We start from the raw sequence: 20,530 nt of genomic DNA, 5'->3' as shown, positions 1-20,530 counted from the left end.
AGAAAAAAATAAAAACCTTTTAACTTGAAATCGCCGTCACATTAGCGTATACTAAGAATGTCGGGTATAGAGATATTGCTGGACCGCCTGCAAACGGCACTGCAAACATTACTACTGTATGAGGCTCACTTGGAGTCGATAAGCTTATGAACTGATATGACTGAACAGGTACTTGTAATACTACACCAGGACCTAAGGATGGCGAATATACTGTCTGGAATGCTGGAGTGCCAGGCACTGGAGTTCCAGTAGTTACGTTATAACCTAAGAACGATACAGTTTCTATGTAGAATGGATATGGATAGGATATAACACTTGTCACAGACAACACTATGTACTGACTTGTTGGGCTTAATACTAAAGGTGTGCTATAGTAGTAGAACACTTTATATTGGGCAGTTTGAGGTATTGATACACCTAATGGAGCTAACCTAATTGGAGTGTTGTTAAATGCACCTAAGGTGGTTTGACCAGTGAGTGTCGCATGAGTTACTGGGTCTTGTACTGTAAATGTTACATTAGATACTAGTGGTAGGGCTGTGTATGGACCGAAGTGGTATCCAGCGTAAGTGTATAGATTAGCAGTACCTACTGCAACTTTATGAGATCCTAATACTACATACATTGTTCCGTTAGGACTACTTAATGTACCAGTCGCTACATATAAGTTAACTACTGCTCCGTAATATACTCCAAATGTTGACGTCTCTGATAGCGAAGATATTAGATTACCACCATATGAAGCTACAAACATACCGTTCATGTATACGATTGTGCTTGCATTACTTGGATTATACATAACTGTCACAGTAGCGTACTTGCTAACAATCTTCACACCAGTTACTTGTATTTGTGTAATGCTTGCATTAGCTGCGTTTATATCAACTACCTTAGCACTTGGCTGTTGCACTACAGCATAGCTTATCTCAACTGGAATACCCGTTGTAGCATTAATGTACTTTGCAGTTAATATCCATTCAACCGAACCTGGAGTAGTTGGTGGCATCACGTAGAATTGACCAACCACCAGTAAGGTCCTGTTTGTCACATAAGCTCCACTGATTATATCGTGATAGGTTACATATAAATAGCTTCCATTTAGAGCAGCTGCGTTTGGTAAACCTAATAGTGAAGCTAACGCGGATATGTTGAATAGTGTAGTTGTAAATAATGGGCTGCATTGAGATACTTCACCTAAGTTACTTGATATTAATAATTTACTAACATTTAGTGGTGATAATACTATTGACTCGTTCATACCATTTAGTTCTACAGTAATTGAAGTAATGTTACCTACGTTAAATCCATTCTCAACAGCTTCAATTACTCCACTCTGCGGACCTATACTTATACTGCTGTAGAACACGTAATACGGATCATTAATTCCGAAGGGCATGTATAGTTTGCCAACCGGGAATACTTGTGGCATTACTAATTCTGGAGTAACATTTGCAAACGTTAAGGTTACGTTACTAGTTTGATACTGTCCAGTGCTTGAATAATAGAAGTAAGCAGCATAGTCAGGACTCACATACCACATTACGATTTTAGTTTGTAGTATGTATTTCAATGGCATATATACAGTCACAACATAGGTTGGAATTGAAGTATTATATATCACGTTAGTTGTAACACTGTAACTGAATCCTGGCTCAAACTTGAAATCAACTGGGTATATCGCTGTTGGAGCAGAAGAGTAAGTTAATGCAACTGTTTGTCCATTTAGCGTTATAGTAGTGGTTATAGGAGCTGTTGTCGCATTGGGTAATAGGCCTAAATTCCCACTCTTCACTAGTTTAGAACCATTGTAAATTGCCACGTGTAGACCAGCATTGGACATTAAGTCATAGGGTCCAATAACAGTTGCATTATTAGCATTGGAATTCGCCGTGGAGGTCTCTAGGACTGAGCCAGCATCACTTACTTGTGCTAGTGTATACATGTTGTCGCAAGTTAAGCCAACCAATGGAGTTTTTGGCAGTGTATAGAAGCTTGGAAGTGCTACATATGCTCTAAAGGAACCTAGTGCAATTTGGGTACCGTGGTAGTCAACACCAGTTACAGTTACAGTAGCTGACGGACCCCATATATGGAAGGTTACTAGATAGATGTAGCCTAATCTCTCAACAATGAACTTTAATGGCATTAGCACTGTGAAGGATAATGATGTTCCTGTTATTGTTGTTGTAGATTCACCGTAGTTGAAGTAAGATACTAAAGGTGATGAAGCGGATGAAATTAAGTTACCCACGAACTGTGTACTATCAGTTGCACCAGCTAATTTTTGTAATTGAGTAGAGCCTAACGGTTTTAACTCAGCCTCATATACTGATCCGTATAATAGATAATTACTTCCAGATTTAGTGAAATTACCAGTTATGTTAAACATTACTACTACTTGTGGGAAGCCAGTGTTGAGAGATACCCCATTATAGATCACTGTTGCACCATTATTATCGCCTAAGTTTATTGGAACTATCGGAACTAGGAAGAAAGTAAATGCGGCTTTCTGGCCAGTACTGCTAAAGAAGAAATTAATTGTACCATTAAATATAGTTGCAGTTAATGTTGCACTACCGTTTTGATAGATGAAGCCATTGAATCCAACACCTAACTTACCAGAGAAAGTATAATTACCTGGTGGAGTCACGTTGAAGTTTGGAGATGTGTATATGTTAGTACCGGTTTGTAAGGTTAGCGTTACGTTTTCATGTGCAGTGACGTTCATTTGTCCATTAAACATTAGGATCGAACTTTTAGTTGGTGCTGCGGAATATAATATGGTACTATTAGATGGGAAGTATTGTTTAAACGGTGGAGCCTGGAAGCTAGCTGTTGGTGTAGAAGCACCATTATTAGTATATGTTGTATTAGCTATTACAAACCAGTATATTAGGGCTGGCGCTAATGAGGAATAGGTTAAGGTAAAGTTAAATGGTGATGTGGTAGTTGTAATCAAGTTATCGTAAACTGCTACGGTTATGTTGCTTCTTCCAACTGCGTAGTTAGTGCCAGGTAACATCTTTGAATTTGCTGTATACAATGGGTTTAATAACTCACCTACTAATTTCACGGTTGGGGACACTGCTATGATATAAGTGACACCAGCGTAAGTGAATTCTAGTTTAGTACCTACTGGTAATGATGCTAAATTGTTATATTTTCCATTAGTTGCCATATATATCAACATTGATAGAGGTAGCTCATTCATGTATTGATTAACATTTACGGTTTTATTAGTATAATTATAAATTTTATAACTTGCTGAAGGAGTTACTCCAATACTTTGCTCATAACTATATGCCAATTCTTTGGCTGTGGATGAAGCAGTAGTATTTAATAGTAAAACTATTGAATTGTGAGCTAGATCATAATATCCATAATTTGCAAAATTTTTAGCATTTAATTTTATTAGTGGATAGGACGTACCACTTGGAAGTACCACGGTAAACGTTATGGCATCTAAAGTATAGTTAATTGCTAAACCATAATTAAATGCAGATGCTTGTGCGCCTACTGTAGAGTTTGAAGTAGCGTTAAAGAATAGGTTAATGACTATATTAGAAGTATTACTTACACTAGTAACACTAGGTATTGTGTATATTGCCGCATCATTAGAGTTGGCAGCTTGTGTTGGTATTACAAATCCAGTTATTATGCCTAAAGTGGATAGTAGGAATACAGAGGTTAGGATTAGACCGAGGGTTTTATTCATACTACATCTGCTAGTGGAATAAGCGAAAATACTTTATAAAGCTTTGTATACAGTTTCAAATTTTGTACCATTAAATAAAAATATAATAGGCATAAGAGGGTATTGAAGTTTCGTTGTTGAAAAATGCTCATTAAAGTGGAAGAACAGACAGCTCTTTTGGTAAGGTTATTGAAGTTTTACGTTAGCAGTGGGGGTGTGGGGGTATCCCCCACAGTGGACCGGCCGGGATTTGAACCCGGGACCTCTCGGATGCCAACCGAGCACTCTTCCAGGCTGAGCTACCGGCCCACTGGTTAAGAATTTTTATTGAGACTAAATAAAGTTTATGTGTAGGAAATGACTACACTGGGAGTTGTCTACGATAAATTCCTCTCACCGTATTTTGCTGGTGGTGGAGCCGTTCATGCTTATGAGGTTACGATTAGGCTTAAGGAGCATTTCAAAATTGTATATTACCCTTCTAGCCCAGTCCTTTCATGGGATAAGGAGAACGTAGAGAAGAAGGCTAAGGAATTAGAGAGCCAAGGCATAAAGGTTGCTGATGAATTTTATGAGATATTGGAGGAGAAGAGGAGAATTGGAAGGCTTAAGAGGTTTTTATTTGCCGATAAGATCGCTAGGGAGTTTTCCAAGGGTTTTAAAGTTGACGCCGATATCTTGTACGAGCCAGACCACACATCCCTTGATATTTTCTATCTGGCTAGGGATACTAAATATGGCGTAACTTTCCATGAACCCCCCTTTTATAATAACTCCCTTAGATACTTTAGGAGATTAGTCAAATTTTATGGTGTAAATCCATATACTGGAAAAGGTTTTCACACTAGGTTTCTATACAACGAGTATATAAAATATTTGTATAAGAGGTTGTTTAAAAAAGTGAAAAAACCTACTTTTTTAGCTGGTGTCAGTGAAGCTCCTTTACTTGAGTCTGGTTTAGGTGGTGAGGTTATTAAACCCGGAAATGCTTTTAATCCTTCTCTTCTGAAGTTTAGGAATAGGGGGAAAGAGGATTACGTTGTATTCTGGAGTAGGTTAAATCAAGATAAGGGTTTTCATGAGTTGCCAGACATTTTGCGCATTATGGAAAAGAGGGGTGGTAATAAGGTAAGGTTAATTCTAATGGGCAAATTTTTCGATAAATACAACGAGAGGAGGTTTTGGTCTAAGGTCAGAAAATACGATTTGAGGGTTGACTATAAGGGCTTTGTTAAGAGGGAGGAGTTAGCAGATATTGTTTCTAAGGCTAAGGTTCTAATTTATCCATCTCATGTTGATGGTTTCTCATTAGTTGCTCTAGAATCTCTAGCCCTAGGTACGCCGGTTGTTGCCTATGACATTCCCGCAATTAAGAGTGTTTATGGAGGATTAGAGTGTGTTAGGATTGTTAATGAATTCGATAAGGAAAGTATGGCTGAAAACGCTTTAAAGTTCTACAAAATGAGTGAGAAAGAAATTGAAGAGATCATGAATGGAGATAAGTTAATGGAATTCTTAAAGCTGCATTCGAATTGGGATAATGTTGCCAATTCTGTCTTGAAAATTTTAAAGAAGTATCTTATTTGATTTGAGAATAGAAACTTTGGTTTTGGATATGGGGTAGCACTTTAGGAAATTCACATTAGATCTTAAATATTATCGTAAAATCCCATTAGGGAGAGTATGGCAATTATTATCTTCTAATGAAACCGAGATACTTTACTATCATAGGTCTCACTAAATGCTTAGTTAACGTGTTGAATATTTTTCTACTGAACTAGTATTAACTTCCTTTCAATTGATGATCAGATGCACAATCTCTGCTTGTTCTACCACCAACTCTATAGTGAAAATTCGACGATTCTACAAAGTACCCATTAACGTAAATTTCGTATATTATGCATTACTTTTCGGGAGATTTTAGTTAGGAATTGGAAGAAGTAGTTAATTTATGTATGGGTCCGCCGGGATTTGAACCCGGGACCACGACGACCCGAACGTCGCATCCTAGTCCAGGCTAGACCACGGACCCCTATTATTTAAATTATAACGCGTGTTTATAACACTAATGGCAGTTGATGAATTATTTGATTCCTATATAATAGAGACTATTGGTAAGAGAATATCTGGAGATATTGTTTGGAGTAAGGATATATCCGGATCTTTAAGGAAGTGGAGGGAAATGTTTAACGTTTCTCAAGGTGAGCTGGCTAGGGAGATGGGAATTAAGCAATCTGTTATCGCAGATTACGAAAGGGGAAGAAGGCAGGCTGGTAGTGAGTTCATTAAGCGTTATGTGTCTGCTTTGATTTCAATTGACGCTAGGAGGGGTTATAAGGTTGTTAAAGAGTTGGCTAAGATGTTTGGTATAAATTTCCCTTTCATTGTTGATATGAGGGATTTCAATTCTCCTATTTGTATAGATAAGTTGATTAGGGCTGTTGACGGTGTTGTCGTAAATTCCTTTGTTACTGATAAGAAGGTTTACGGTTACGTTGTTACCGATAGTATTAGGGCTATTCTGAGTTTAAGTGGTTTAGAGTTTTATCAAGTTTTGAGTATGATGGTGAATAGGGTTGTGGTTTTCACGAGAGTAAGTAGCGGTAGGTCTCCAATGATAGCTCTTAAGGTTGCCCCAATAAGGCCTCAGGTTGTGGTTTTCCATAGACCGGTTAAGCTAGACCCCTTAGCCTTAATGTTAAGTGAGGTTGAAGGAATAAACATCATTGTCTCTATGAAACCAACTGAGGAGGATTTAATTAAGGGTTTGAGGTCTCTCCTTGCAGAATCATAATTGCCTTTGCTATGTCGCCATTTGCCTTAACTAAGGCCTCTCTGGCGTCTTTTTCGCTTTTACCAGTTTGTTCAGCGACAAATTTTACATCTTCATCTTTTATTTCAATTTGACTCTGCTTTTTCTCTTCCCTGGTTTGCCCACCATATATAACAATTGCCTCATTGCCCATGACATTTGTTTTCATAACGGTAGGATTTTCAATTACTATATTCTTTTCATTAGTCTCAATTATCACTCTAGTTGCATTTATTTGTTCAGTTTTTATTCCCATTCTTTCCATTTTCTTTAGATCAGAGGGTTTTATTTTTGCCATTACATGTTTTATTGAAGAGGAAGTAAACTTAATAGTTTGCGGTTACGATATTTCACAAATGAATTACTTTCTGAAAATATTAGGTGGTGGAAGAGAAGTAGGTAGATCTGCCATTGAGGTTGGAAATAGTGATGGTAGCATAATACTAGACTATGGTGTAAACTTCGATGAAAAGGACAATCCTAATTTTCCGTTGCAAGAAATGCCAGGTAAGGTGAAGGGCTTTGTCGTATCTCATGCACATCTAGACCATATAGGAGCTTTACCTATTTATCAAATAGGTTCATTGAACACTAAGGTCTATGGCACTGTGGCCACTAGGATAATAACTGAGACAATGCTAAAGGATTTTCTAAAGCTTTCTGGAGCTAAAATACCGTACGAATGGGTTGAAGTAAGGAAAACAATGGACAATTTCATGGCAATTGGGTATGGGGAAGAAGTAGAAATAGATAGTTTGAAAGTTTCGCTTTACAATGCTGGGCACATACCGGGAAGTTCTATTATTAAGGTATCGTCAGAGAAAGGCGTAATAGCCTTTACGGGGGATATTAACTTAACGGAGACCAAATTAATGAAACCTGCAGAAATTGAGAATATAGGAGATGCAAATGTTTTAGTTATGGAGTCAACTTATGGCAAGTTTAATCATCCAAATAGAAAAGATGTTGAAAACGATTTCTACGATAAGGTTATGGAAGTAGTAGAAAGCGGTGGGACTGTTTTAGTACCAGCTTTTAGTTTAGCTAGGAGCCAGGAAGTCTTATCTGTATTGGCGGAAAGGAATTTTCCTTATCCAGTTTATTATGACGGTATGTCCAGAGAGATAACGGAGATAATGCTTGGTTTTAAAGAGTTTTTGAATAGACCAGATCTGCTTAAGAAGGCTTATGATAATTTCAATTACGTTAAGGGCTGGGAGGATAGGCATAGAGCATGGAAGGAGAAAGGGGTTATCGTTGCGAGTGCGGGAATGCTTAAGGGTGGGCCAGCCGTTTATTACTTCAAAAAGCTATCAGAAAATAGTAAGAATGCGGTATTCTTAGTCAGTTACCAAGCTATTAACACTCCGGGAAGGAAGCTATTAGAAATGGGTAAGTTCGATGAGTATTCTGGATTGTTAAAGGCTAGGTTAGAAATCTTTGACTTTTCAAGTCACGCTGGAAGAAGACAGTTGTTGGAAATAGTTAAATCCGTTAAGGATTTGGAAAAAGTCGTGCTCGTTCATGGTTCTCCAGATAATGAATCATCTTTAGCGGATCTAATAAAGCAAGAGATTGGGGTTGAAGTTATAACTCCGGAAAATGGTCAAGAAATTAGTTTATAAACGTTTAAAGTAACCGTAATTTGTGATAATACTATTTATTCACGCATCTGACTTCTCATTTAATGTAAAGGAAAGAGCTATTAAGGAACCAGAAGAAGCAAAATTAAAATCGATAGAGCTGAAGAACACTCTAGTCTGTTTTACTACAGTGGAGAAAGGAGATGATGAGGAGATTTTAAGCAAAGCAATAGACGATATCTTAGACGTTTATAGTAAGGTAAAAGCGGATTCTGTGGTTATTTACCCTTACGCTCACCTATCTTCTAATTTAGCAAACCCAGATACTGCAATAAAGATACTTGAATCCTTGGAGAATCTATTAAAGGATAAGGTAAAGGTTTATAGGGCGCCATTTGGTTGGTATAAGGCTTTTTCAATATCTTGCTATGGTCATCCTTTAAGTGAGTTATCTAGGAGAATAAGAAAAACTGAGGAGTTGGAGAAAAGTGAGGAGTTAAAGTATTGTGAAAAATTTGGATTTCCTAGCTCCTCTGAAAGTGCGTTCATGAGGAGAGCTACAATAGGGTATTTAAGGAACTTGTTTCAACCGCTTTTCGAATCTGAAAATAACGAGAACGTACGTGATGGTGAAATGAGTATACTTTATCAAAACGTTGAGAGCGGAAGAATTCTCCCATGTATCAATGAGAATCCTAGGATAGTGGTAGTGTATGGTGGTGTTAGAGAGTTAAATTTTCCCAAGGAAATTAACGATAGTAAAAATAGGATTAGGGTCTGGTGGGTTAATGAGAGTAAAATCTACGTAGACGTCGGAAGATTAATATATTACTTCATTTTAGAGTCGGTTAAACAACAGCCTCCCACATTACCGGATTGGCTTAATCCAATTCAAGTTAGACTTTTGCCAGTTAAGAAAGACTTCTTGGATTTCTCGATACAAGTTGCTGAAAGGTTAAGAAAGGAGGGAATAAGAGTTAACATTGACGACCTAGATGATAGCTTAGGAAATAAGATAAGAAGAGCCGGAACTGACTGGATACCTTTCGTTATAGTTATAGGAGAAAGGGAAGTAAAGACTAATACTCTTACTGTAAAAATCAGAGCGAGGAATGAGCAGAAAAGTATGACTGTTGAGGAGTTAGTAAAGGAAATAAAGGATGAGGTTAAAGAAAGGCAGAATTTACCACTTTATTATACTCTTTATAGGCATAAAAATAACTGAGTTCATTATGTGAAAAATTTTTGAAATAATACGTAAAAAATAAAATAAATTTCTTAATGCAAATATAATTAATTCTCTATGCTACAGCTATTAGCTTCTATTAGATCACGGCTAGTGTTTTCTTGAAACAACTCATAGTATACGTAATGTTCGTATTCGTATACTCAGCTTCGTTAATGTTTGTGTAAGTTCTAGTAATTTACATAATTTTAAGAACGATTCTTACCAAACTGCTATATCGGAGAAGAAGCCTATCTAAAATACGTAAATGAACTTTATTATTTTAAACCTAGACTTTTTCATGTAATGATGGTTGAAGCTAAGGTTCCGTTGAAGCTGACATTATTTGGGGAACATGCTGTAGTTTACGATAGACCAGCAATCGCAATGACTATTTCAGAAAGTTTAAAGGTAAAGGTAAGTGAAAACGACAAGTTCCTAATTATATCTCCATCCCTTAATATAAAAGGGGTTAAGTTAGATTTAAATGAGATGAAAATTGAGAGCGATGAGGCTAAGAAAGTACTTAGATATGTATTTGAGGTGTTGAACTATTTTGAAATGAAGAAGCCAGTTAAAATAGAAATAAATTCAACAGTCGAACCTTCTGTTGGATTAGGTACTAGTGCTGCAGTTATTGTTGGCACTGTTGCTGCTTACTCTAAATATTTGGGTATTGATTTAAGCAGAGATGAAATAGCCAAAATCTCGCACAATATAGAGTTAAAGGTTCAAGGAATAGCCAGTAGGATGGATACTTATACTGAAACTTATGGTGGGCTAATTTACTTTCCAGCTGGTGGAAAGGGATTTGAAAAAATAGATACCAATTTTGAACTGACTGCAGGATACATAAGGAGGAGTATGAGTACTGCTGATGTTTTATGGCGTGTTAGAACGCTTAAGGAGTCAAACAAGGAAGTCTTTGAGAACATATTAGATGTGATAGGCGAGATAACTAATAGGGCTAAATCTTTAATAGTCGAACAAAATTTCGAGGAATTAGGACTCTTAATGTACGTAAATCATGGATTATTGTTTTCATTAGGAATAACTTCACCAGAAGCTGATGAGATTGTTTCTAGAGCTAAACAATTGGGAATAAAAGGTTGTAAGATCAGTGGGGGAGGGGCTGGGGGTTCCATAATATGTATAAAGTCCGTTGAGGCTGAAGTTCTTCTGAGGAGTTACAACGCTAGAATAGTTAATTCTACACTAACTAAAGATGGTGTCATTTTTTCGATACTATAAGGAAAAGTCTAATTTACCAGTGCTTAAAAGATAGATTAATGTGTGTGGAATTATAGGGATTGTGTCAAATAAGGAAAGTAATAGACTAGCTGAATTAGTAGTCTCATGCCTTAATAGATTAGAGTATAGGGGTTATGATAGTGTTGGTGTTGCAGCACTTTCAGGCGGTAATTTAGAGGTCAGAAAGGCTAAAGGTACTGTTGAGGAAGTAGTGAGAAAGAAAAATATTAAAGAATTATCTGGTTACGCATTTTTAGGACATACCAGATGGGCTACTCATGGAGCTCCTACTGATTACAATGCTCATCCTCACACAGATTGCATCAATAATATAGCAGTGATTCATAATGGAACAATAAGGAACTTTAAAGAGCTAAGGGATGAGTTACAAGCTCTAGGCCATAAGTTCAAAAGCGAGACTGACACCGAAGTAATACCCCATATGATGGAGGAATACATGAAGAGAGGTATGGATACTTTTCAAGCGTTTAGAAGCGCAATAAAGAACATTCAAGGCAGTTATGCAGTTTTAGCAATAGTTAAGGGAGAGAGAAGAATTTTCTTTGCAAAGAGAGATAACCCATTAGTAATAGGATTAGGAGATGATAAGACGTTTGTGGCTAGTGATATACCTTCATTTTTACCTTATACTAGAAAGGTTATAGTAATATCTGATGGAGAGCTAGGATATGTTACGCCAAATACTGTTTATATGGAAGACGAAAACGGTAATCCAATAGATGTTACAAGTAGAATAAAAATTATAGATTGGGACGCATCATCAGCCTCTAAGCAAGGATATCCTCACTTTATGCTTAAGGAAATCCATGAGAGCCCAATAGCTGTTAAAGACACAATTTCTGGACTTTTAAGTGAAGTTGATAAGATAAATGAAATCGCTGAGGAAATAAGAGAGTCCTCTAGAATAATAGTTACAGCTGCAGGGACGAGTTATCACGCTGGACTATATTTCTCCCTATTACTTACAAGAAAGGGGTATACGGTTATTCCATTAATTGCATCTGAATACCACAATTTTAGAGCTAGAAAGGGTGATATTGTACTTGCCATAAGTCAGAGTGGAGAAACTCTCGACGTGAAAATGGGAATTAGGAAATTCAAGGATGAAGGGGCTAAGATAATTGCATTAACAAACGTAATTGAGAGCGACATAGCTAGGGAAAGTCATTACAAATTATATATGAGAGCTGGGCCAGAAATAGGGGTAGCTGCTACAAAAACTTTCACATCTGAGATAGTATCCTTACTTTTCTTATATTCCCTAATAGAAAAAGAAAGCATTTCGTATCTGGAAACTGCTCATGAGACAGTTAGAAATGTAATAACTGAGACTGAAGGATTTGCTAAGAAGATTGGGGAGGAATTAGCTAACAAGAACAACGTTTATTATTTAGGAAGAGGTCTAGGAGTACCTTTAGCTATGGAAGGGGCATTAAAGATAAAGGAAATAGCATACATTCATGCAGAAGCGTATCCAGCCGGCGAAAGTAAACATGGTCCAATAGCGTTAGTAGAGAGTGGATTTCCAATAATCTTCGTAAATGATGGTGAACTAGTAGATGAATTAGAGAAGAATTTGCAAGAGATGAAAGCTAGAGGTGGCAAGACTTATTCAATAAGTGTGAATAAGAGACTTAATTTCGCAGATACTGAAATTCTAGTAAATACTAGCGAAAAACTTTCTTCACTTGCCATAGCGCCAATAATTCAACTTATTGCGTATTATGCTTCTGTTAAGAGAGGATATGATCCAGATAAGCCTAGGAACCTAGCGAAAACAGTAACGGTTGAGTGAAATGAAGGCTATAGTATTAGCTGGAGGAAAGGGAGAGGGACTGTTACCATATACTGAGAAGGTACAGAAAGAAGCTATTACAGTACTAGGTAAGGCAATAATAAACTACACAATAGAGGGTTTAAAGAAAGCTGGTGTAAAAGAATTTGAAATAATTGTAAACGAGAAGGGAAATCAAATAGAAGAAGAGGTGGAGAAACTTGACGTGTCCTTTGAGACCATAGTGCAAAAGAAACAAGGAATTGATGGAGCAGTTCTAGAAGGTATAGAAAGTATTGATGATGACGTATTTGTATTGGCATTTGGTGATATAATAGCGCCTGCGGAATTCTACAAGAGCCTTATGGACACATACATAATGACGGGGAGTCAAGCGGTAATACCGCTGATACCGATAAGTGAGGGAACAGAAACTTACGGTTTAGTTAAAATCGTCGATAATAAACTAAAGGTAGTTAAAGAAAGCTCAACTCTAGCGTTAGGTGGAGCCTACATACTACCAAAACCAAAGGACAATTTCACCTCTCTACTAGATTATATTGATCTACTTTCTAGTCAAGCTAGACTCAACTATTTCATTTGGTCAGAGAGTTGGGTTGACATAGGTTACCCAGAGGATTTATTATTTGCATTGGAAACGTTGCTAAGGAGAAAAGAAAGCGTAATTTCAGATAAGGCTGAGATTTCGAAAAACGCAATAATAGGGAAAGGAGTTATAATAGAAGATTATGCAATAATAGAAGATTATGCAATAATTAAAGGACCAGCTTATATTGGTAAAAACGCTTACGTAGGATCATTTTCTCTAGTTAGAGATTATTCCTCCATAGAGGAGGGAGCTAAGATAGGAGCTTACTGTGAAATTGCCCATTCTTTAATTGAACCCTTTGCTGAAGTAGGTTCAAAATCCTATTTGACTTACTCAATAGTAGGTAAAGGAGCTAAGATAGGAGCTTCTGTCATAACTGCAAGTTACCCAGCACATTCACTAAGTAGACCTAGATTCAATAAACTTGGCGCTTTAATTTCACCAGAAAAAGTAATTAAACATGGAAGCGTAATAGAGGCTGGTACGAAGGTTTAATAAAAAAAGCCTATATTCCCTTTGCATTTTCTTTTACTCTATCTTCTTCTTAAAAGTACTACAGCGACAATCACTATTATTATCACCACTATTGCAATGCCTATTATAACTGAAGTAGATACCCCAGAAGTAGTAACTGAGGTAGTAGACGAGGAAGTCGAGGTGGGTGTGGTAGTGGATGTTGAAGAAGTTGTTGATGATGTGGTTGAGGAGGATGTAATTGAAGAAGAGGTAGTAGTTGTTGAGGAGGACGATGTCGTAGTCGAAGTTGTTGAGGAAGAAGTTGAGGTAGTAGATGTCGTTGAGGTAGTAGTACTTGTAGTTGTAGTAGAGCTCGTCGTTGTAGTAGTTGTAGTAGAAGAAGTAATGGCGGGTATTACTCCAGTGCTTACTATACCATGTGGTGTAATGTAAGTTATATTTATTTGATATTGTGTCCCGGTATACTGTTCAGGGATCTTTAATTCTATCCAAGAATTACCATATGCAAATTCACTGCTATTACTCCCAAAGTAAGGTTCTTGTAATGCTTGACCATTTATTGTCAGTGTTGAGGTGAAGTTACCTAAGACCACTGTATATGGATTAAGAGAGGATGAGTGTGGAATAACTTTCACTATAACTTTATCGCTTAAGCTAAATGGATACTTAGATAAAATGTATGTATAGCCGTTTGCTGTAACATACGATACCGTGATGTTATTAGATGTATACGTGTTAGACGTAACTAACGTACCATTCAACCCATAGCTTACATTTATAAAAATTAAAAATGGAATGTACCCCAACACTTGTTGATAATTACTAATATTATAGAACTGAACGTAATTATAGAAATAATATAGACCTTGTGGAACGTAAAGTGGTACTAGAATCGGTATGTAAGAGGAGTTTGACAGAGGCGGTTGTAACTCAAACGGAGCGTTGTAGAGCTTATACATATTGGTGAAAAATATTGATGAATAGGTATATGTGGATATGGAGATGTTCCAATTATGGATATTTGCAATTGTTAAATTTACTGTGTAAAGCTTACCGGGTATTCCATTTATTAATATCAAGTTTGCACTGTTGTTTAGCAAGATGTTTGCAGATATAACCTTAGATATACTATTCACGTTAATTATTAGAGACTGGCCGTTTACGATTAAAATGTTCTTACCAGTTGATAAAGATAACGTAACCGGAGAGTAAGAATAGGGAGGGATAGTTAATGTAGTATATGAGTTACCGTTCAAATAAACAGTTACTGTTTCACTATTTGGGTTATTATTTATGACGTAAGCCGTAAACGAGGCTGATGAACCACTTGTAGGAATTGTGATAAAACCAGTTGGAATAAGGAGTACATTACTTATCGTTTGCGATTGTGCTAGTGTAATTGGAAGTATTAACATTAAAATTGCAAATAGTGATATAAAACCAGTTACAAGTACTTTTCTTAAATTCACTGACATCACATTATGCAAAACGTGTTTGTAAATAAACTTTTTGCTTAGTAGTATTATGTTGATAAGTATTAAATACAATGGGTAAAGGTATATTAGATATAATATTAATTATCGACTTTCCTTTTAATGTGTCCTTAATATCCCTAAAAAGCATTTTTAAATAATACTGCATATAGTCCTAGGGTTAATTCTTATGCTAATCAGAAAATTCCAAAATAATGTTAAAGTTTATAATCGATAAAAGGATCTTAACTTAATGATTATCTTAACAAGGAAAGATCTAGATGAATTATTAAAAGCTGAAATAGCCGTAAGCTCAGTGAAAGAGGCATTCAAATTGCATTATCAGAAGAAGGTAGATCAACCACAAAGGTTAGTCATGAGTGTAAAGGGAAATTGGTGGGGCTTAATGCCATCATCAACTGATTATTCTTTTGTGACCAAAATAGTTAACGTTATACCTGAGAATAAAGAGAGAGGGTTACCATTAGTTCAAGGTGTTGTAATATTGATGTCACCAGATACTGGAGAGATTTTAGCGATAATTGATGGGACAACGCTAACTGCAATAAGAACCGCTGCAGCAAGTATATTATCGACTGAGTTAGCTATAAATGGTAGAAATATAGGCATCTTAGGAATAATAGGTGCAGGCACTGAAGCATACTATCACGCAAAATTAGCCTTAGAGTACTTTAAAGTTCAGAAGCTTTACATTTCAGCTAGAAAATCTCACTTCGAATTAGCTAAGAGAGTTGGCGGTGAGGCTACGGACTTAGAAACGTTATTGAAGAATTCAGATACTATCTTCGCAACCACCTCATCTAATTTTCCAGTTGTATTAGGTAAGTATCTAAAAGATGTATTTCATTTATCAAGTATAGGAGCCCATACTCCAGATTCGAGGGAATTAGATGATGATACTATAATAAAGGTAAAGAGTTATATTGTCGACTCGTTAGAAGCAGTTTCTAAAGAGAGTGGTGATTATATCATTCCTAAACAAAGAGGATTATTGGAAAACAAAATGATAAAAGAACTGGGAGAAATAATAGAAAAGGGAATAAAAATAGAAAGACCATCATTATTTAAAACTGTGGGGATTGCTGTAGAGGATAACATAACTGCCCACATAGCTTATCAAGAGGCTTTAAGGAGAGGAATTGGTTTTAACGTTTCCATATAATCTCTTGGACTTTCTCTTGCTTATTAACGTATAATGCTAAAACAAATAGCAATGAGGATAAACGATTAAGGTATTTAACGTGAACGTCCTTCGCCTTACTCCTCTTTAATATCTTTACTACACTTCTCTCACTCCTTCTGCATATGGTTCTAGCTAGATGAAGAAAAGAAGCTGCGACATGTCCTCCCGGTAAAATGAAATTTCTTAACTCGGGTATGCCCTTAGAAAAACTACTGATCTCCTCTTCTATCCATTTTACCTTCTCTTCTTCGAAATTCATGTCAAACCCAGCAATTTCTGAGGAAAGTGAGAATATATCTGATTGAATTCTTACCATAATTTCACGAAGTTGTGGATAAAGGGATGAAATAACGCCTAAACTGGCATTCAACTCATCAAGATCTCCAATAGCATTTACAATATCATCATCCTTCCAAATCTCGCCAACTGAAGGTAATTTCGTCTTACCCTTATCACCAGTTCCAGTATACCAAACTGTCATAAGATCTTAATGCTTAAAAGGAAATTAAAAACCTCGCCAGTTCTCTTTCATATACTGTAGTGACTAAGACTCCTTCCTTATTTATAATTGCTATTACCGGTTTCTCAGTTTCCCTAAATTTTCTTAGAAGATCTATAACTTTCACGTTATCGTATTCTATTGGAACCTCATCCAGTGGTACCTCGCAAGCTTTAGTACTCTCATATAGTTCGGGGTCAATTTCAAGTAAAGTTTGTATTGAAACATAACCTAGAGGTTTATTCTCATAATTTACAACAACTATTCCCCTAACACCTCTTTCACTAATTTTACTAATTACCGATCTCAAGTTCTCTTCACATGAAGCGTAAAGTGGCTTTATCTGAAGCTTAATTACCTCTTGAGAGAGTTTCACCTTTTTACTCTCTGAAATTTTATTACTAATTTTAAAATTAATTTGAAATAGGAGGGGAACTATTAATGCTGAAAGCGAAATCGCTAAAATTGAAAACGAGTACATGAATTCGTTTATATACCCTAAAGTTAGTCCAGTAAGCAATAGTGATGAATCAACTCCTCCTTTTACGCTAGTTGCAAATCCATTTATCTTCCCCTTAATATTTAGAATCTTCGATGAAATAAAGCCGGCAAGGAATTTAGAAGCAATTATTAGTGAGAAGAAGAGCAAGCTAAAAAGAATAATGGATGCGTTAATTTTAGTAACATATAAGCCTATACCTAAAAAGAATAATGGTTCAAAGAATCCATATGTAAATGCGTGAAGCCTCTCCAGTAATTCTGGCCTATCTTTTAAATAATCCTTTAATAATATACCCAGGAAAAAGGCTGATATGGCTGAATTAAATTTGTATAATTCTGCTAAATAACCTATGATTAAAATTATTGCAATAAGCGAGGCAAACTCTATTTCTCTCGCCTTAAAATAATACTCTATTTTCTCTAGAATCTTAGCTAAAGTTCTACCAAACATTATCGTAAATGCGAATACCAAGAAAATTTCAATTATTGTAATCAGAATTTCACTAGTCTTTAAGAGTATTGCAAACAATATCACAAAAATTATTTCTATTAAGATTACTTGTTGGAAAATTAAGTTAGAAATTCTGTTATCAGAAATCTTAACGTCCATCAGCATTCTGGATAAGGGACCAGCACTACTCATTGCTAATGGGACTATGAGAATTAGGTAGTTCTTAAAGCCTATAATATAGATCGCAACGAGTATTACCGAAAATGGTATAATTGACTCTAATATCACCGCTAGAAATACGTTAGCATTAGGTCTATTTTCGACGTTAAACTCTTCAGCTCCAGCCAAGAATAATAGAAAAACTATACCAAGAGATGTAATAAATGAGATAATCTCATTAATCTGTATGACTCCAAATACACCGTTTCCAAGTAGAATGCCCATTAATATAGGGCCAACAAAAGTTACTAAACCAATTCTTCTGAATATCTCCTCAGATATCTTAGCAGCTATCAACATTATTCCTAGATATAACAAGGAAATCAGAAGCAATGATACCATAATAAGCTAAGTAAGTAATACCCTAATTATTAAGAGTTTATCCTTTTGAGACTTAATCCTACTACATATAATATGTGAAGCTTGATCTAGGCTCTCCACCAGAATCCGGAGATCTTTATAACGCTTTCATAAACGCATTAATTATCGCAGGAGCTGGAAATGGAACTATAAAGCTTTACTCTACCGCAGTAAGGGACTTTCTAGACTTTATAAACAAAGATCCTAGAAAGGTTACTAGTGAAGATCTAAACAGATGGATTTCTAGTCTGTTAAATAGAGAGGGTAAGGTTAAAGGAGACGAAGTAGAAAAGAAGAGAGCCAAGAGTGTTACCATTAGATATTATATAATTGCAGTGAGAAGATTCCTTAAATGGATTAACGTTTCTGTAAGGCCACCTATTCCTAAAGTAAGGAGAAAAGAAGTTAAGGCTCTGGACGAGATTCAGATCCAGAAAGTACTTAACGCATGTAAGAGGACTAAGGATAAATTAATAATAAGGTTACTATTAGATACTGGGTTACGTGCAAATGAATTGTTATCGGTATTAGTAAAGGATATAGATTTGGAAAATAACATGATTAGAGTTAGGAATACTAAGAATGGAGAGGAAAGAATAGTTTTCTTTACTGATGAGACTAAACTGCTGTTGAGAAAGTACATAAAGGGAAAGAAAGCTGAGGACAAATTATTCGATTTAAAATATGATACTTTATATAGAAAATTAAAGAGATTAGGTAAGAAAGTTGGAATTGATTTAAGACCACATATTTTGAGACACACTTTCGCTACCTTATCACTAAAAAGAGGAATTAATGTAATTACATTACAGAAATTACTAGGACATAAGGATATAAAAACAACTCAAATCTACACACATTTAGTCCTAGACGATTTAAGGAATGAATACCTTAAGGCAATGTCAAGCTCTTCCAGTAAAACGCCACCTTAACATTTCACTAACATATGATGCTAGATCTCTAATATTATTGAACGAAGCAGTTTGCAAATGTAAGTATTCAAATTTAGCTTGATTTTCTAGCATTTTCTGCTGTAATTCCTTCACTTTACTAGATTGTAAAATTTTATTTAGGGGTTCTTCAGCTACGTTTCCAACTATTTCTCCATTTATATCGTCTGGATAAGGCAAGTCGCCATTAGGATATATGGTTATTGCATAACTTACTACCCTTTTAGGGACTTTACCTATTATGGCGTTTATGAATCCCCATGAGTTATTTAATGTAGAACCATATTTTCGCTTCAGATCATACAGTACTTTATAAAATTCGTAAGGATCTGGAGCTAACTTTACCTTTGAATTGGGATAATCTACTGCAGGCATCGCTAGTATCTTGTATCCACATTCAGCAACCTTCCTAACTTTTTCCTCCAATTTATATAAATTATATCTGGTAACTACGGTTTGAACGTTAACCTTAAGGCCATATTTCCTGAACCTACATAAATTCTCTAATTCCTTCACATTCCAATGATATTCGTCTATAGAATAGTGCAAGAAGTCTATCTTGTCTGCCAGTTTAGTTAGGAAATCTTCATCCTTAAGCCTATAACCATTAGTTGTAAGCATAATATAAAAGGACCCATCGTGTGCGTACTCTAAAAGATCTAAAATATCTGGCCTATAAGTTGGTTCTCCACCTTCAAACGATAAGACAACTATTGACGAATCCCTCAAATTGTCTATTATCTTTTTCACCCTTTCCGTACTTCCCTCTCCTAATTCACCAGAATAATACGATGGAGAACAGAATGTACATCTCAAGTTGCATCTAGATGTTACCTTAAACGTTGCATATGCGGGATTAAAAGGATCTTTAAGAATTTGCGTTGTAATAAACCATTTTATAGCTTTCAAATCCTTATTCATAATTTCAATAACCTCCTCGTATGCTTTAAATATTCTTCAGCGTTCTCATCTATTATCAAAATCTCATCTTCTCTTAACTTTTTGATAACTTTAGCGGGAACTCCAACTGCTACACTATAGGGAGGGATAACAGTGCCTTGAGTAACTACAGACCCAGCTCCAATAATTGAGTATTCCTTAACTTGAGATCCATTTAATAATATTGCCCCCATTCCTACAATAACGTGAGATGAGACTTTGGCACCATGAATAACAGCATTATGACCAATTGTGACTTTATCGCCAATTTCAACTGGGTATCCGTAATCTGTGTGGATTGTAGTATTCTCTTGCACATTAGATTCCTTGCCAATTCTTATACTGTCATTATCTCCCCTAATCACAACATAATGCCATATACTCGTCAGATCCCCTATTTCCACATCACCTATAATGTAAGAAGTAGGATGTATGTACGCCTTCTGAGAAACCTTTGGGGTTTTACCTAAATACTCTTCTATTGGCAT

General features: G+C 36.0%; 16 protein-coding genes, 2 tRNA genes and 1 pseudogene. 10 read left to right on the top strand and 9 right to left on the bottom strand.

Annotated elements, in window-relative coordinates; all coding sequences use genetic code 11:
* Positions 1–19 precede the first annotated feature (19 nt).
* The gene (slaA, locus tag SSOP1_RS01945) at positions 20–3,715 is read right to left on the bottom strand and encodes an S-layer protein SlaA (RefSeq protein ID WP_010922960.1); all 3,696 of its coding nucleotides are present in this window, start codon (positions 3,713–3,715) and stop codon (positions 20–22) included.
* Between the two features lie 123 nt (positions 3,716–3,838).
* Here slaA and SSOP1_RS18010 point away from each other — a divergent pair.
* Positions 3,839–3,919: pseudogene (locus SSOP1_RS18010) on the top strand (hypothetical protein); the annotation flags it as partial.
* Between the two features lie 10 nt (positions 3,920–3,929).
* On the opposite strand, the gene SSOP1_RS01940 reads toward SSOP1_RS18010, so the two are convergent.
* Positions 3,930–4,003 (bottom strand) — tRNA-Ala (locus tag SSOP1_RS01940).
* 48 nt (positions 4,004–4,051) lie between these two features.
* On the opposite strand from SSOP1_RS01940, the gene SSOP1_RS01935 reads away from it, so the two are divergent.
* The gene (locus SSOP1_RS01935) at positions 4,052–5,281 is read left to right on the top strand and encodes a glycosyltransferase family 4 protein (RefSeq protein ID WP_009988811.1); all 1,230 of its coding nucleotides are present in this window, start codon (positions 4,052–4,054) and stop codon (positions 5,279–5,281) included.
* A gap of 369 nt (positions 5,282–5,650) precedes the next feature.
* On the opposite strand, the gene SSOP1_RS01930 is transcribed toward SSOP1_RS01935, so the two are convergent.
* Positions 5,651–5,726, bottom strand: a tRNA-Pro gene (locus tag SSOP1_RS01930).
* A gap of 36 nt (positions 5,727–5,762) precedes the next feature.
* Between SSOP1_RS01930 and SSOP1_RS01925 the strand changes: the two genes are divergently transcribed.
* On the top strand, positions 5,763–6,488 hold the full coding sequence (locus tag SSOP1_RS01925; protein WP_048054172.1) for a helix-turn-helix domain-containing protein: 726 nt from the start codon (positions 5,763–5,765) through the stop codon (positions 6,486–6,488).
* Here SSOP1_RS01925 and SSOP1_RS01920 read toward each other — a convergent pair.
* A complete protein-coding gene (locus SSOP1_RS01920; protein WP_009988814.1) occupies positions 6,454–6,804 on the bottom strand; it encodes a nascent polypeptide-associated complex protein in 351 nt (116 codons plus the stop codon). The genes SSOP1_RS01925 and SSOP1_RS01920 overlap by 35 nt on opposite strands.
* Positions 6,805–6,862: 58 nt before the next feature.
* On the opposite strand from SSOP1_RS01920, the gene SSOP1_RS01915 reads away from it, so the two are divergent.
* The 5 genes from SSOP1_RS01915 to SSOP1_RS01895 all read left to right on the top strand — a co-directional run bounded on the left by SSOP1_RS01915 (position 6,863) and on the right by SSOP1_RS01895 (position 13,465).
* Positions 6,863–8,131, top strand: coding sequence for an MBL fold metallo-hydrolase (locus SSOP1_RS01915; RefSeq protein ID WP_009988815.1), 1,269 nt, complete (start codon positions 6,863–6,865; stop codon positions 8,129–8,131).
* 22 nt (positions 8,132–8,153) lie between these two features.
* Positions 8,154–9,314, top strand: coding sequence for a threonyl-tRNA synthetase editing domain-containing protein (locus tag SSOP1_RS01910; protein WP_009988816.1), 1,161 nt, complete (start codon positions 8,154–8,156; stop codon positions 9,312–9,314).
* A gap of 306 nt (positions 9,315–9,620) precedes the next feature.
* A complete protein-coding gene (mvk, locus tag SSOP1_RS01905; protein ID WP_010922957.1) occupies positions 9,621–10,565 on the top strand; it encodes a mevalonate kinase in 945 nt (314 codons plus the stop codon).
* A gap of 40 nt (positions 10,566–10,605) precedes the next feature.
* A complete protein-coding gene (gene glmS / locus SSOP1_RS01900) occupies positions 10,606–12,381 on the top strand; it encodes a glutamine--fructose-6-phosphate transaminase (isomerizing) (protein ID WP_009988819.1) in 1,776 nt (591 codons plus the stop codon).
* A gap of 1 nt (position 12,382) precedes the next feature.
* Positions 12,383–13,465, top strand: coding sequence for a nucleotidyltransferase family protein (locus tag SSOP1_RS01895; RefSeq protein ID WP_009988820.1), 1,083 nt, complete (start codon positions 12,383–12,385; stop codon positions 13,463–13,465).
* A gap of 38 nt (positions 13,466–13,503) precedes the next feature.
* On the opposite strand, the gene SSOP1_RS17345 is transcribed toward SSOP1_RS01895, so the two are convergent.
* Positions 13,504–15,021: a hypothetical protein gene (locus SSOP1_RS17345; RefSeq protein ID WP_162922039.1), complete on the bottom strand. Its 1,518-nt coding sequence runs from the start codon at positions 15,019–15,021 to the stop codon at positions 13,504–13,506.
* A 151-nt stretch (positions 15,022–15,172) separates the two neighbouring features.
* Between SSOP1_RS17345 and SSOP1_RS01885 the strand changes: the two genes are divergently transcribed.
* The gene (locus SSOP1_RS01885; protein ID WP_009988824.1) at positions 15,173–16,102 is read left to right on the top strand and encodes an ornithine cyclodeaminase family protein; all 930 of its coding nucleotides are present in this window, start codon (positions 15,173–15,175) and stop codon (positions 16,100–16,102) included.
* Here the strand turns inward: SSOP1_RS01885 and SSOP1_RS01880 are convergent.
* Positions 16,086–16,604, bottom strand: a complete 519-nt coding sequence (locus SSOP1_RS01880; protein WP_009988825.1) for a cob(I)yrinic acid a,c-diamide adenosyltransferase — start codon at positions 16,602–16,604, stop codon at positions 16,086–16,088. The genes SSOP1_RS01885 and SSOP1_RS01880 overlap by 17 nt on opposite strands.
* A 13-nt stretch (positions 16,605–16,617) precedes the next feature.
* Positions 16,618–18,135 (bottom strand): cation:proton antiporter domain-containing protein, encoded by a 1,518-nt coding sequence (locus SSOP1_RS01875; RefSeq protein ID WP_010922954.1) that lies wholly within the window; start codon positions 18,133–18,135, stop codon positions 16,618–16,620.
* A 74-nt stretch (positions 18,136–18,209) separates the two neighbouring features.
* On the opposite strand from SSOP1_RS01875, the gene xerA reads away from it, so the two are divergent.
* Positions 18,210–19,085 carry a tyrosine recombinase XerA gene (gene xerA / locus SSOP1_RS01870; protein ID WP_009990677.1) on the top strand — a complete coding sequence of 292 codons (876 nt, stop codon included), beginning with the start codon at positions 18,210–18,212 and terminating at the stop codon, positions 19,083–19,085.
* On the opposite strand, the gene SSOP1_RS01865 is transcribed toward xerA, so the two are convergent.
* Together SSOP1_RS01865 and SSOP1_RS01860 are read right to left on the bottom strand one after the other, a co-directional pair.
* Entirely contained in the window at positions 19,056–20,024 is a 969-nt protein-coding gene (locus SSOP1_RS01865) for a radical SAM protein (RefSeq protein ID WP_009990676.1), read from the bottom strand. The genes xerA and SSOP1_RS01865 overlap by 30 nt on opposite strands.
* Positions 20,021–20,530, bottom strand: a complete 510-nt coding sequence (locus tag SSOP1_RS01860) for an LbetaH domain-containing protein (RefSeq protein ID WP_009990675.1) — start codon at positions 20,528–20,530, stop codon at positions 20,021–20,023. Before SSOP1_RS01860 ends, SSOP1_RS01865 begins: the two co-directional genes overlap by 4 nt.

The sequence above is a fragment of the Saccharolobus solfataricus genome (genome assembly GCF_900079115.1).
Classification (GTDB): Archaea; Thermoproteota; Thermoprotei_A; order Sulfolobales; family Sulfolobaceae; genus Saccharolobus; species Saccharolobus solfataricus.
This window is presented reverse-complemented; position numbering and strand designations above follow the sequence as displayed.

Bases quoted from the DNA above. Each gene is read 5' to 3' on its own strand.
- SSOP1_RS01860 (WP_009990675.1), bottom strand. From the start codon at position 20,530: ATGCCAATAGAAGAGTATTTAGGTAAAACCCCAAAGGTTTCTCAGAAG.
- SSOP1_RS01865 (WP_009990676.1), bottom strand. From the start codon at position 20,024: ATGAATAAGGATTTGAAAGCTATAAAATGGTTTATTACAACGCAAATT.
- mvk (WP_010922957.1), top strand. From the start codon at position 9,621: ATGATGGTTGAAGCTAAGGTTCCGTTGAAGCTGACATTATTTGGGGAA.
- SSOP1_RS01895 (WP_009988820.1), top strand. From the start codon at position 12,383: ATGAAGGCTATAGTATTAGCTGGAGGAAAGGGAGAGGGACTGTTACCA.
- SSOP1_RS01875 (WP_010922954.1), bottom strand. From the start codon at position 18,135: ATGGTATCATTGCTTCTGATTTCCTTGTTATATCTAGGAATAATGTTG.
- SSOP1_RS01915 (WP_009988815.1), top strand. From the start codon at position 6,863: ATGAATTACTTTCTGAAAATATTAGGTGGTGGAAGAGAAGTAGGTAGA.
- slaA (WP_010922960.1), bottom strand. From the start codon at position 3,715: ATGAATAAAACCCTCGGTCTAATCCTAACCTCTGTATTCCTACTATCC.
- SSOP1_RS01920 (WP_009988814.1), bottom strand. From the start codon at position 6,804: ATGGCAAAAATAAAACCCTCTGATCTAAAGAAAATGGAAAGAATGGGA.
- SSOP1_RS01880 (WP_009988825.1), bottom strand. From the start codon at position 16,604: ATGACAGTTTGGTATACTGGAACTGGTGATAAGGGTAAGACGAAATTA.
- SSOP1_RS01885 (WP_009988824.1), top strand. From the start codon at position 15,173: ATGATTATCTTAACAAGGAAAGATCTAGATGAATTATTAAAAGCTGAA.
- SSOP1_RS01925 (WP_048054172.1), top strand. From the start codon at position 5,763: ATGGCAGTTGATGAATTATTTGATTCCTATATAATAGAGACTATTGGT.
- SSOP1_RS01935 (WP_009988811.1), top strand. From the start codon at position 4,052: ATGACTACACTGGGAGTTGTCTACGATAAATTCCTCTCACCGTATTTT.